This window comes from Amniculibacterium sp. G2-70 (assembly GCF_014353055.1).
In the GTDB taxonomy this organism is placed as follows: domain Bacteria; phylum Bacteroidota; class Bacteroidia; order Flavobacteriales; family Weeksellaceae; genus Amniculibacterium; species Amniculibacterium aquaticum.
Genome location: NZ_CP060698.1, coordinates 239583 through 253496 on the forward strand (window position 1 = coordinate 239583; position 13914 = coordinate 253496).

At 36.8% G+C, this 13914-nt stretch carries 10 protein-coding genes; all 10 read right to left on the reverse strand.

Annotated features, from left to right (window positions below):
• Positions 1–55: 55 nt before the first annotated feature.
• Complete coding sequence (gene priA / locus H9Q20_RS01035; protein ID WP_187478083.1) at positions 56–2506, reverse strand: primosomal protein N'; 2451 nt, start codon at positions 2504–2506, stop codon at positions 56–58.
• Positions 2507–2596: 90 nt separating this feature from the next.
• Positions 2597–5494: a protein translocase subunit SecD gene (gene secD / locus H9Q20_RS01040; protein ID WP_124641710.1), complete on the reverse strand. Its 2898-nt coding sequence runs from the start codon at positions 5492–5494 to the stop codon at positions 2597–2599.
• 271 nt (positions 5495–5765) lie between these two features.
• On the reverse strand, positions 5766–7139 hold the full coding sequence (gene hemN, locus H9Q20_RS01045; RefSeq protein ID WP_187478084.1) for an oxygen-independent coproporphyrinogen III oxidase: 1374 nt from the start codon (positions 7137–7139) through the stop codon (positions 5766–5768).
• Between the two features lie 124 nt (positions 7140–7263).
• A complete protein-coding gene (locus H9Q20_RS01050) occupies positions 7264–8310 on the reverse strand; it encodes a T9SS type A sorting domain-containing protein (protein ID WP_187478085.1) in 1047 nt (348 codons plus the stop codon).
• Between the two features lie 87 nt (positions 8311–8397).
• Complete coding sequence (locus H9Q20_RS01055) at positions 8398–9777, reverse strand: dipeptidase (RefSeq protein WP_124641719.1); 1380 nt, start codon at positions 9775–9777, stop codon at positions 8398–8400.
• Positions 9778–9909: 132 nt separating this feature from the next.
• Positions 9910–10182: a hypothetical protein gene (locus H9Q20_RS01060; protein WP_124641722.1), complete on the reverse strand. Its 273-nt coding sequence runs from the start codon at positions 10180–10182 to the stop codon at positions 9910–9912.
• 206 nt (positions 10183–10388) lie between these two features.
• On the reverse strand, positions 10389–11540 hold the full coding sequence (locus H9Q20_RS01065; RefSeq protein WP_187478086.1) for a class I SAM-dependent methyltransferase: 1152 nt from the start codon (positions 11538–11540) through the stop codon (positions 10389–10391).
• A complete protein-coding gene (locus tag H9Q20_RS01070) occupies positions 11533–12696 on the reverse strand; it encodes a methylmalonyl-CoA mutase family protein (protein WP_187478087.1) in 1164 nt (387 codons plus the stop codon). The genes H9Q20_RS01065 and H9Q20_RS01070 overlap by 8 nt, the downstream gene beginning before the upstream one ends.
• 36 nt (positions 12697–12732) lie before the next feature.
• Positions 12733–13092 carry an FtsB family cell division protein gene (locus H9Q20_RS01075; protein ID WP_124641726.1) on the reverse strand — a complete coding sequence of 120 codons (360 nt, stop codon included), beginning with the start codon at positions 13090–13092 and terminating at the stop codon, positions 12733–12735.
• Positions 13092–13709, reverse strand: coding sequence for a uridine kinase (udk, locus tag H9Q20_RS01080; protein ID WP_124641728.1), 618 nt, complete (start codon positions 13707–13709; stop codon positions 13092–13094). The genes H9Q20_RS01075 and udk overlap by 1 nt, the downstream gene beginning before the upstream one ends.
• Positions 13710–13914: the final 205 nt, after the last annotated feature.

The following is a 13914-nucleotide window of genomic DNA, read 5'->3' on the forward strand; positions in this document are numbered from 1 at the left end:
AACAATCCGTCCTTGATATTCAGAATTAAAAAGCTTTAAACTCTGTTAAAGTTTGTTAAAAGTCCACCAATACGACCTTTTTAATGCTTTGGTAGGCGGTGATCTCATCAAATTCTTCAAAACTTTTCAATACAAAAGATTTGAATTCTTGATATCTTTTTCCTCTTGGTAATTTCAATAAAATCTGATATTGATAGAGTGAATTGATCCTGGGAATGGGAGATTTTTCCGGTCCAAAAATGCATTCTTGAGGTAGATATTTCTCTAAAACTGAACTTAAAAAACGGCTGGCTCTTTCCACCTTATCTTCTTTTCTATGCCTAAGTTCTATAAAAATAAGTTTGGTAAACGGCGGATAAAGATTCTTTTTTCTCTCCTTCAACAGATAATCGTACACCAAAGCCTGGTTGTGTTGTTCTTTGATCAAGAAAAAAACAGGATGGCCGGGATTGTAGGTTTGTATCATCACTTTTCCTTTTCCAGAAACCCTTCCTGCCCTGCCCGATACTTGGGTGATCAGTTGATACGCTCGTTCTTCGGCACGAAAATCTTGTACATAAAGCATTTGGTCGGCCCGTGGAATGCAGACCAATTCAATTTTGTCAAAATCCAAACCTTTGGAGATCATTTGTGTTCCTACAACGATATCCGTTGTTCCGGATTCTATTTTTTCGTAAAGTTTTTCATAGGCAAATTTCTTCCGCATGGCGTCCACATCCATTCTTTCCACATCAGAATCTGGAAATAACTTAGAAACCTCTTCATGAATTTGTTCTACACCAATGCCTCGTGTATTGAGTTTATTTGAAAAACATTTGGGACATTGATTGGGTTTTGCAGCTTTGCTCCCACAATAATGGCACTTCAACTCGTTGGACGATTTGTGATACGCCATCACCACATCGCAATTGGAGCAATAGGTAACATGACCACAGGCTTCGCACTCCACCACAGTTGCATACCCTCTTTTGTTGTGCAAAACGATCGCCTGACTGTGATCTTCTACACAGTGGCTAAGCTCGTTGAGCATCTCTGAGGAAAAATTTCCATTTACTTTTTTAAGTTCCAAAGCTTCTTTAAAGTCGATCAGTTCAAAACTTGGTAAAGGTACATTTCCAAAACGATTCTCTAACTTTACCCATCTCAACTTATCGATTTCAGCTGCATAATACGACTCAACAGAAGGCGTTGCAGATCCTAAAATTGCAGGTGCTTTATAAAAATTTGCTAATATTAAAGCCGCATCTTTGGCATTAAAATAGGGAGAAACTTCGCGAGGTCTGTATGCCGAATCGTGCTCTTCATCAACAATGACCAAGCCCAAATTCTGAAACGGTAGAAACAAAGCATTTCGAGTACCGATCAACACACGGATTTCGTTATTTTTCACTTTTTTCCAGACTTCAACTTTTTCAAAATCTGTAAGTTTTTGGTGGTAATAACAAAGTAGATTTCCGTATTTTTTTTCTAATCGCTGAACGATTTGTTGGGTTATGGCGATCTCCGGAAGTAGGAACAAAACGGTCTTACCGGCAACCACCGTTTCTTCAATTTTTTCTAAATAGACATGGGTTTTTCCAGAAGCCGTAACGCCGTAGAGCAATACATTTTTTCCTTCTTCAAAAGCGTTGTCAATCTCAATTTTAGCAATTTGCTGTTCGGGAGAGAGCTGATCCTTTTCCTCTAAATCACCTTGATAATTGGGCAATCGATGTACGGACATTAGAAATTCTTCCACCAATTTTTTATCGACCAAACCTTTCAGATGGCTGGCTGCAAAAATACCTTCTTCAAAAAGACTGGATTTTCTAAGTTCCTTTTCGGGATGTTGCGTTTCGTGTTGCAAAATGGTCAAAAACAATTCGTGTTGCTTGGGCGATCGTTTTAGGGACAATAAAATTTCGGGTAAGTTATCACGAACGGTTTTTGGATCTTTAATTTTTACAAAAACGACTTCCTTAGCTTTGTACTTTTCCGCAATCACTTCATCTACCTCTATGTATTGTAAATCAATCAATGAATTGATGGTTTTGATGATGTGTTTTTTCGGTATAAAGGCTTCGATGTCGGTAAAATTAATCAGTTGTCTGACTTCCAAAGCTTGAATCAGATAGATTTCGTTGGCATCTAGATTTTGATAATCAATCTGGGCATTTGCTTTTAATTTTAGATATGTTTCGCTTTCTAATTTTAACGAAGCGGGGAAAGCAAAACGATAGATTTCGCCGATGGTACAGAGATAATATTCCGAAAGCCAATGCCAAAACTGAATTTGTTCTTTGGGCAAGATGGCTCTATCGTCCAAAAGGCTGATGATGTCTTTAGCCACAAAAGTTTCGGGCTCGTTGGTATGAATTTCGACCACTATTCCCGTGTACACTTTCTTGCCACGAAAAGGAATCAAGACCCGCATCCCAACTTGTAAGACCTCATGAAAATCTACCGGAACTTTGTAGGTAAAAGTTCCTTTTAAATTGAGTGGCAATACAACTTGAGCAAATAACAATGGATTGAGGAATAGAAATTATCGAACACAAAAGTACATAAAAAAATCCTTCAGAAAAACTGAAGGATTTTAATAAATTATTATAAACGATTACTTGCTTACTTCGTCTTTGTTGGTAGTAGATCTACCGTGTACATGTTCTTCTTTTTTGCCAATTCCTTTTAGGAAATCGTAAGCAATAGCCGAAGCAATGAAGATGGATGAGTAGGTACCGAAACCAATACCAATCAACAAAGCAAACATGAAGCCTCTAAGGTTATCTCCACCGAAAATAAAGATCGCTGCGATTACCAATAAGGTTGTGAATGAAGTGTTGAAAGTTCTACCCAAAGTACTGGAGATGGAATCATCAAACAATCCAGCCAATGTAATGGATTTTTTCTCGCGAAGGTATTCTCTAATTCTATCGAAGATAATTACGGTATCGTTGATGGAATATCCCAATACGGTAAGGATGGCTGCAATGAAATCTTGGTTGATCTCCATGTTGAACGGCATCCACTTGTACAAGAATGAATATGCACCTAGAATGATGATGGCATCGTGGAACAATGAAACCACAGCTCCAAGAGAGAATTGCCATTTTCTAAATCTAAATAAAATATAGATGAAGATACCACCCAAAGCAATAACAACTGCCATGGTACCGCCCAATTTAATATCATCAGCAACGGTAGGTCCAACTTTTGTTGAAGATACAATTCCGTAATGTCCTAAATCTGCTGACTTGAATTGTTCTAAAGTTGCTGAAGCTGGTAAATCCGCTTTCAGACCTTCGAACAATTTCTTTTCGATATCTTGGTCTGCAGCTAGAGACTCGTCATCAATTTTATAATCCGTAGTAATTTTCAATTGGTTGTCTTTCCCAAATGTTTTTACATCTACTGAATTGTTTTTTCCAGTTTGAGTTGCAAAAAGTGGTGTAATTCTTTCTTCGATTTTGTTGGCATCTACAGATTTTTCAAAACGAATAACATAATTTCTACCACCTTCGAAATCTACCCCGTACTTGAATCCGTTTGTGAAAATGGAGAACAAACAAGCGATGGTAAGGATTAGTGAGAAAATGTAGGCATATTTTCTTTTTCCAATGAAATCGATCCAAACATTTCTAAACATATTTTTGGTTGGAGCAGTCCAAACAGAAAGTCCTTTACCTTTTTCTAATCTACTAAAAATCATCACTCTAGACAACATTACTGATGTGAAGAATGTCATCAAAATACCGATAATTAAGGTAACTGCGAAACCTTTGATAGGCCCCGTTCCAAAGAAATACAATACAAAAGCGGTTAACAATGTGGTTGCGTGTCCATCGATAATCGCAGATAGTGCATGTTTGAAACCATCTTTATACGCTTCCTTAATATTTTTACCTGCGAACAATTCTTCTTTAGTTCTTTCGTAAATAATTACATTGGTGTCCACCGCCATCGCCATAGACAACACGATACCTGCAATACCTGGCAAGGTTAGGGTAAAGTCACCCGAATCCATAATACCAAAAATATAAAACAAGTTAATAACCATTGCAATTACTGCATACACACCGGCTCCACCGTAATAGAAAACGATATACGCAATAATTAATGCGAATGCAATACCGAAAGACATTAGACCATCTTGAATGGATTGCTCCCCAAGAGATGGACCAACAACATCTGCCTGAACTACTTTTGCACCGGCCGGCAAACGACCTGCTCCTAGTACATTCACCAAATCTTGAGCTTCATCTTGAGTAAAATTACCCGAAATTTGAGTTCTACCGTTCGGGATCACACTTTGTACTGTTGGTGCAGTGTATACTCGGTTGTCCAAAGTAACGGCCACTGATTTTTTCAAGTTTTTCTCGGTCATCAGTTTCCATTCTCTAGCACCTTTAGAGTCCATTTGCATATCCACCACTATTCTACCCAACTCGTCATAAGAGATGTTGGCTTTTTCTACAGCACCGTCAACAGGAGCTTTTTGGTTAATGTTTCCACGGATTCCGTAAAGTACCAATTTGTTTTCGTCACCAGACTCCGGCTTATATCCCCACATGAATTGGGTGTACTTGATGTTGGATGGACGAAGGTTGTGAGCTATTTTAGAATTTAATATTTTGTTAACCGTTGCCGTATCCGAAAGCTTTACATTGGCTACCCCGTTGGTTTTCAACGATTGAAGATCCAATAACTTCATGAAATCGGTATTTTTTGCTACTCCGATAGAATCGGCTTTAGCAGGAATAGCGTCCGCCAAAGATTGTAGGTAAGGGTAAACTTCGTTGACATCCTGAACTTCCCAGAATTGCAATTTTGCAGAAGTCTGCAACATTTTTATTACTCTATCCTTATCTTTGATCCCCGGCATTTCTACAGAGATTCTACCTGTACCAGGTACTCGTTGGATGTTTGGCTGTACTGCCCCCATCTTGTCAATACGAGTTCTAAGAACCTCAAATGCAGTCCCTAAAGATTGATCGATTTTTCTTTTTACAATTGCTTTTACCTGATCATCAGTCGTATTGTACTTTATTTCTGTAAGATTGGTATTTCCGAAGATTTCCGGATCTGCAAGTTTAAGATTGGTATTTTTGGCTTGGTTTACTTTAGCAAACTCTTCAAAAAACACATCGATGTACGGCTTGGATGAATTTTTCATCGCCAAATCGGTCTTGTCTAAAGATTCTACTAAAATCGGGTTGGTCGAATAGTTGGCCAAATCGTTTACCAAATCTCTTTGGTTGATTTCCAACAATACATTGATCCCTCCCTTTAAGTCCAAACCAAGTTTCATTTCTTTTTCCTTGGCTTTTGAATAGTATAATTTGGTGAAACCAAGATCTAGAGTGTCTTTTTTAATCTTCTCGATTTCCTTCAAATTACCTTTTGCTGCTTCGATTTTCTTGTCCTGATTGCTGACATACCAAGTTGGTAAAAACTCGTTCAAGCAGATCAGTCCAAGTACAATCGCAATCATTGTAATTAGTCCTTTTCCTTGCATTTTAATACAACATTAAATTTTTATAGTGGGCAAATATAATGAAATTATGACGAATTAAGCATTAATAATTTTATATTTTTAAGGCTTTTTAAGATGTTTTTATTCATCATTAAAGGTAATTATTAACAAATTCCGAAATAGGATAGAAAATTAAATTTTCATGCCTTCTTCATGCTGGAAAACAGATGAAAAAATCATAGAAACACAAAAGCCTCATTTGGAATAACTTATCCAAAATGAGGCTTTATTGTTGTTCTTAATTCTAAAAAAACTAAACCGTCATCGAAAAAATACGAGTTTCCGGTTTGTTTCTAAGCATTCTTAGGTCAAATGCCATGGCTACATTTCGGGTAAAAGCTCTGCCTTTTTCAGTAATTTTCAAATAATTCTCACCCAATTCTACCAAGCCGTCTTTTTCCATTTCTTTTAAACTTTCTACCGCCTGAGCCATCTCCGGTACAAAGTTGGTTTCGTCCCAAGAGGTTTCCAATCGGCACATGATGTTCAGGATGTGTTTGCGGATGATCAAATCTTCATCATTCAAAATATGTCCGTTGAAAACGGGAAGTTTTCCTTCGGCAACGGTATTTTGGTACTCTTCAACGGTTTTGATATTTTGTCCGAATGCGTACCAAGAATCGGATATGGCAGACATTCCCAAACCGATCATCAATTGGGTTTTGCTGGAGGTGTATCCCATAAAATTTCTGTGGATATTTCCATTTTTCATCGACTGATAAAGGTCGTCGTGTTCGAAGGCGAAATGATCCATCCCTACTTCGATATACCCCAGGTCTTCTAATAATTTTTTACCGTTTTCGTAGAGTTTTCTTTTCTCTTCACCACTTGGCAAATCCTCTTCTTTAAAACCTCTCTGTCCAACACCTTTCACCCACGGCACATGCGCATAGGAGTAGAATGCCAAACGATCCGGTCTTAGTTCCAGGGTCTTTCTTATGGTAAATTCCATTGCGTCCCAATGTTGGAAAGGCAATCCGAAAATAATATCGTGAGATACCGAAGTATAGCCAATTTCTCTGGCCCATTCGGTTACATTTTTAACATTTTCAAAAGGCTGAATTCTGTTGATGGCTTTTTGCACAATGGGATCGTAATCCTGAACACCGAAGCTGCATCTTCTGAAACCCAAGTCGTAAAGGGTTTGCAAATGTGCTTTGGTGGTATTGTTCGGGTGCCCTTCAAAAGAAAATTCAGGATGTTCTGCAATTTCTGCCTTAGCAAAAATACCTTCCAATAATAATCTTAAGTTTTTGGGAGAAAAGAAAGTTGGAGTACCACCTCCCAAATGCAATTCTTTGATTTTGGGTTTTTGGGTGTTTCCTTTGGATTTGAACAATTCCAAATACAAATTCCATTCTTCCAAAACATGGGCGATATAAGGATTTTCTACGGAATGTTGTTTGGTAATTCTTTTATGACAGGCACAAAATGTACACAATACCTCACAAAACGGGAGGTGGATATAAATGGAGATGCCTTCTTTGTCGTTGCTTTCTGTGAAGGATTTCACCACAGATTCTTTCCATTTTTCTACGGTGAAATTTTCTGATTCCCAATACGGTACGGTGGGATACGATGTATATCTCGGTCCTGGAATATTGTATTTATCGATTAACGAACTCATTTAATTTACTTTTTTTGAAAGTACAAATTTAGCTTAAAATAACCACAAACAAAAAGTTGTATCCATAAAAAACTGCTCTACAAAATTTGTAGAGCAGCAGTTTTGTTATCTTGTAATCGAAAAATTATTTTTTAATGAATTTCAAAGATTGAGATTCTTTGTTGGTTTCAACAGAAATCATGTAAGCTCCGCTTCTCAAAGCTTTTACATCTACAGAAGTTCCGTTTAGTTTAACATCCATTTTTTTACCAGACATGTCAAATACAGAAACAGACTTTAACTTGTCTTTTGTTTTAATGTTTAGTATATCCGTAGTTGGGTTAGGATATACTGATATCAATTGATTTTCTATACTTGCATTGTCTTTAAGATCATCTACACCTAACAATGTGGCATTTGAAAATTTAACAATAATATCATCAAAACCAGATTGATTAGCTACAGTATTCCCTGTAGCAGTAATATTAATAAGATCTATTTCTAAAGGATTAAGTCCTGGAACATACGCATAGCCAGTTGGTAAAGTTAAAGAATAACTTCCTGTATTTGCAGGTGTTCCATCGGTATATGACCATGTTGGAGCTCCTGTTGTTTTATTATAAGTGAGTGTACAAGTTATCCAAGAATTAGCAGGAAAAGTTTGAGCACCTAATGCAATATTATAAAATCCTATATCACTTGTTGAGGTAACTTCTAAAGTTGCAAGTGCAAACATTTTTTTTGTAGCATAGTCATATCGAATTCCAGCTATTGCATTACCGTCTGTATCATTGCTATAAATAACAACTCTTGAATCTCCTGCACCTGTTGCTGGACCTGTATATATTCTAAAGGTAGCATGTAATATATTATTTGCAGCAGTTGCAGTCCCTGTAGTTGGTTTGAATAAAAATCTGTTATTAGGATTGTTGGATGCTGTATAACCATTTCCACTTTGAATTTTAGCAGAATTCCCATGAGCTAAATCAATTACTCCCACTTGAAAGTTTGTTGCAACAGCACCAGTCCCTCCATATGTATACCATCCACCAACACCTGCAGTTGCTCCAGTCATATCGGTTCCAAAGTTACCCGCAGGATAAGATGTGAAATTTTCAGACAAAATCACTTGCTCTTGAGCAAAACCCATTGTCGAAAATGCAAAAGCTGAAAGTAGTAAAATTTTCTTCATAATATTTTTTTTAAATTTTAATTGGGGTAAAGATAAGTTATATTTTTTATTGTGCAAAAAAAATATAACTTATCGGTAATACTTTAACTATTTTGTGTAATTTTCAAAGAATAACGGAATGCTTTCTATTCCTTTGTAGAAATTAAACAATCCATAATGTTCGTTTGGCGAATGGATGGCATCTGAATCCAGACCAAAGCCCATCAACACCGATTTTGCACCTAATACTTGTTCAAACATCGCTGTAATGGGGATGGATCCTCCACCTCTGTACGGCAAAACTTCTTTTCCAAAAGCGGATTCCATGGCCTTTTTTGCTGCTAAAAACTCCTTGGTATCGCTCGGCAACACATAAGGCATCCCTCCGTGGTGTGGGGTAACGGTAACTTTTACATTTTCCGGAGCTATTTTATGGAAATATTTTGTGAATTTTTCGGTAATTTCTTCCGGAGTTTGGTAAGGAACCAATCGCATGGAAATTTTTGCAAATGCCTTGCTTGGGATAACGGTTTTGGCACCTTCACCGGTGTACCCTCCCCACATACCGTTGCAATCCAATGTCGGGCGAATGGCTGTTCTTTCCAATGTGGTGTATCCTTTTTCACCTTCGATCCCGTTGAGACCTATGGATTTTTTAAACTCTTCAGGATTGTCCTTTAGCTTATTCATTTCAGCCCTTTCTTCAGAAGAAAGTTCGTATACATTATCATAAAAACCGTCAATGGTGATTCGTCCATCTTGGTCAATTAATTTCGCAATCATCCTGCTCAACACATGGATGGGGTTAGGAACTGCACCACCGTACAACCCGGAATGCAGATCTCTGTTGGGACCTTCCACAGCGACTTCTACATAACTAAGTCCTCTAAGTCCTGTAGTTACTGTTGGTTGCTCGTTAGAATAGATATGAGTATCGGAAATCAAGATGCAATCGCAAGCCAGCTTTTCTTTGTTTTCGTTCACAAAATCGCCCAAACTCATGGATCCCACTTCTTCTTCTCCTTCCAAAATAAATTTAACATTGCAAGGTAAAGAATTGGTATGCATCATGGCTTCGAAAGCTTTCAAGTGCATAAAAAACTGACCTTTGTCATCAGCAGAACCTCTTGCAAAAATTGCTCCTTCGGGATGGAGTTCCGTTTTTTCAATATAGGGTTCAAATGGAGGTTTTGTCCACAATTCCAACGGATCCGGTGGTTGTACATCATAGTGTCCATAAACCAGAACGGTGGGTAAGTTTTTATCGATAAGCTTATCTCCGTACACGATGGGATATCCTTTGGTTTGGCAAACTTCTACATGGTCTGCACCTGCATTTTTAAGTGAACTGGCTACCCAGTCGGCACATTTTAAAACATCGTTTTTGTATGCAGAATCTGCTGAAATGGAAGGTATTCTTAACAATTCGAAAAGTTCCTGAACAAATCGCTCTTTATTTTCTTCTATGTATTGAAGTGTTTGTTGCATTGATTTAGATTTTTTAATATTAATATTTTTTATTTGCTATAAAACTAAAAAAATATCCTTCAGATGAAGGATATAATTTACCCAACAAGGGTTCAAATATTTTCTACAGCCGTTACTTTCAACAGTTGGCTGTTATTTTTCTTTTTTCTCCTCAGTTTTCACCTCCGTAGTTCCTGCAGGAGCTTTGATGGTTTCTGCCGGTGCCTCCAATGTAGAAAGAGAATCGTTTCCAGCTTTTACTTCAGGTTTAGCTGCTGGAGTTTCGCTTTTCACTTCTTGTTCGATATCGCTATAATGCTCTATTGAAGCATCTTTTTGAAGTACTCCATGATTTCCACCCGCAGGAATTTTCTTACAGCTTACTGCCAATCCCAAAACCGCGATTCCAAAAACTAGTTTTTTCATATTATAGATAATTATTTTATATTTTTTAATTCATTTTAAGTCAATGCTTTCCGTTTTAAACTGAAATTTGAACGACCTAAAATTTTAATTTTCCAAAAATAATAAATATTGCTCTCGTGGCAAAAACTTTTAGGATATTTTTGACCTAAATGATTTTTAACATCAAAAAGCAATTGGATGCACCCCTTGAAACTTTGATTTTCAGCTTATGAAACCGACCTTAAAACCAACTTTCCCTTTTGGCTTTGGGTAAAAATTAGATAGGACAAACCACCATCTTTTAGTTTGTATTTCTTTTTAATTTCTTCCGGTTTCAATGGATAATTTTTGGACACGATGTTGTACTGCTCCCCTTTTTTCAAAATTTTAGGATCCATCACCTCCATTTCTAAAATTCTACCGGGAAAGGTTACCAATCGTGCATCAGAAGTATAAATATGGGTGTTTGGATGCAGCTTGTCCAACTGAAAATGCTCGGATATCCAACTGAAAGCACCGGACTTCAACAAGGCATTGTTGGGAAGGTACATGTATTTTTTAGGTTCTGAAAAAGTAGCATGAGCAGTATGAATTTCATCCATAAAAAACTCGGAATTGCTTTCGGTACTTTCAAGATTTACGGTTTTTATTTTTATCCTTTCCGCACTCTTTTGTCGGATGAGCAAGACGATTTCTTTCACCTCATTTTTTACCGCAACAATATGGATTTCACAAAGATTTTTGACCACTGAAGCCAAATAGGTCAAGTCGATCAATGGCGATAACTTCACCACAACCAATGGTGCTTTGCTCAACAATTCGTCCTGAATTTGTAAGAGGTTGGGTGATAAATCTTCCAACAAAAAAACTTTGTTTTTATTTTCGTCCCTCCTTGCGGGATCCAGATAGATCAGGTCAAAATTTTCTGTATTGCTTTTCAAAAAATCTTCCAACTTATCCGATACAAAACGAGCTTTTTTTTGAAGGACATTCCAATTGTGTTCAACCATTTCCAGCAGGTCGGCATTTTGCTCGAGCAGAGTAATTTCTTTAAAATTTTCTGAAAGAAACCATGCATCAATTCCAAAGCCCGAAGTAAGATCGATCATGGAATTTCCGGATACCAACTGAGCTTTGTAAACCGCCGTACTTTGAGAGCTGGTTTGCTCCATATTGAGCTGTGGCGGAAAAATAATGCCTTCTTTTATCAGAAAAGGAAATTTTTTTTCAGCCGTTTTTCTGGCTTTCATCTGTTGCACCAACTCTTGCATGGATACAGAAGAAAACGGAGTTTTCCTCAAAAGCATTTGATGGAAATCTCCGTTTGTATTTTTTTGGATAAACTCCTGAACTTCTTTATTTAAGAGGTTTTTATTCATACATTTCAGACCAACGCACTGCTTTTACTACCGTTTCATCGTACAAATCTGCAGGTGATTTTGTAGGTTCTAATTTTGGATAAAGATTGACCCCAATCAGTTTTATCTTTCCTCCGGCAACCCAATTTTGTTCTTCAATCGCCTGATTATAAATAGCATTCTGAATTTCTTTTTGTTTCAACAATTCCAGATAACCGCCTTTTTCTTCAACTTCTACCAATAGATCCCAAGATTTTCCTGCAAATTGTTGGGTCAAATTTTCGATGTAGTAACTTCCATTTCCGGCATCTTCGAAAACATTGATGATGCTTTCGTAAGCCAAAACAATCTGTTGTTTGAACGAGATTTCGCCTGAAAGAACCGTAGGATTTTCAATTTTATAATTATGGCTGTACACGGCATCCGATCCGCCTACCATGGCTGCAGCCAATTCTAAGGTCGAACGGATGAGATTATTCTCTTCATCGGTTTTGGTTTTGTTTCTCAGTGAAGATTCTGTAAAAATATACGGAATACTAGGCTGTCCCAAATCTTTTGACAATTGATAGAAAAGGATTTTCATGGCTCTAATCTTGGCGATTTCAAAGAAATAATTGGCACCAACAGCCATTTTTATGATGACTTGATCCAAAACTTCAACTCCAAACTTCTCGACCAACTCTTTGGTTTTCGCCAGTGCATAAGCCAATTGCTGCACGATAGAGGCTCCGGCGTTTTGCAATTTAGAAACATCTACACAAAGGCTTCTTTCAAAAGATTTTGAAAGCAATTCTTTAGCCAAGTTTTCATTGATGCTTGCTGAGTTTTCATCGATAACATCTACCAACGAATAGTAGAAATTGCTGTCGTCCATTTTTATATGATCCGCCAATTCTTTATTCTCTAAATACAGAGATTTTTCAGTAAGATATTCAACATTCTGACGAAGGACATAGGCAAAAATTTCGTCTTCAGTGTCTTCTAGATAATCGGACACCAATTGTGTGCTTTCCTCTATTTTAGGCAGGTTAACCAATGGAGAATCTGCTTGATCGTAATACGGACTCACCTCGATACCTTCAAGATTTTCTTTGGATAAAACAGTGTAGATATCATCGGTTTTCAATTGCTTTTTTACAAGATTTTCCCAATCGGACAAAGCTATTTTTTGAAACATACTTTTATATTTTTTCAGACGAATTATTGGTTTCGTCTATTGTTTTTTAGAATTAATTTTTGAACTGTCAGCAACGATGATAAAGATTTCCTCATTGGGTTTCTTCATGAAATAATTTTCTCTGGCGAATTTTTGTTTTTCGTCCTTATTGTTCATTAGTTTTTTATAATAATTATCGTTTTTTTCGTATTCGGATTTATAATATTGCAATTGTTCTTCATAGCGATTGATTTCTTTGTTCAGATCGTTTATTACCAAGAAAGAAGTATTATCAAAGAAAACCATCCAAACCAAAAATACAAAAATGGTAAGGGTGTATTTGTTAAGAACCCATTTTCGGACAAATCGAACTTTTTCCGATTTGGGTTCAATTTTTTTTATCAAATCCGGTTTCATCAATGTGGTTTTTTGAGGGTGTTATTAATGACAGTTGTTAGAAAATCGATGGCTACGGAATTCTGCCTCATATTCGGAACGATAAGATCGGCTTCATTTTTTGAAGGCTCAATAAATTCTTGGTGCATCGGTTTCAGAGTCGTTTGATAACGGTGCAGAACTTCGCTTAGATCTCGACCTCTGTCTTGGGTATCTCTTCGGATCCTACGGATCAATCTTTCGTCTGAATCGGCATGTACAAAAACTTTCAGATCGTATTCCTTCAACAATTCTGTATGTGTCAACACCAAAATTCCTTCTACAATCAGCACATTTTTAGGTTCTACCAGGACATGGTCTCCGGTACGAGAATGGGTCACAAAACTGTAGATGGGTTGCTCTATACTTTGTTTATTTTTCAAGGCTTTTACATGCTTTAAGAGCAAATCAAAATCGATGGATTTGGGATGGTCGTAGTTCAACGCTTCTCTTTCTGTTAATGAAAGATGTTGGTTATCGTGATAGTAATTGTCCTGAGAAAGCACATTTACCCCTTCTGCATTTAGTTGTTGCAAAATTTTGTTCACTACGGTGGTTTTCCCACTTCCGGTTCCTCCGGCAATTCCGATTACTAGCATTGATATAGTTGATTTTTTACAAAGATAGTATTTTGTTGAAAAAATGAATTTTTAAATCTTAATAAATAGTAAAAAATATTTTGTAAAATTTGTTCAAAAAGCACCAGAAAAGGTTTTAAAATAAAATTTTTCAAAAAAAACAAAAAAAAATTTATTATTTTATAAAATTAATGTACCTTGCACAAAATTTTAGAAGCAGAATTAT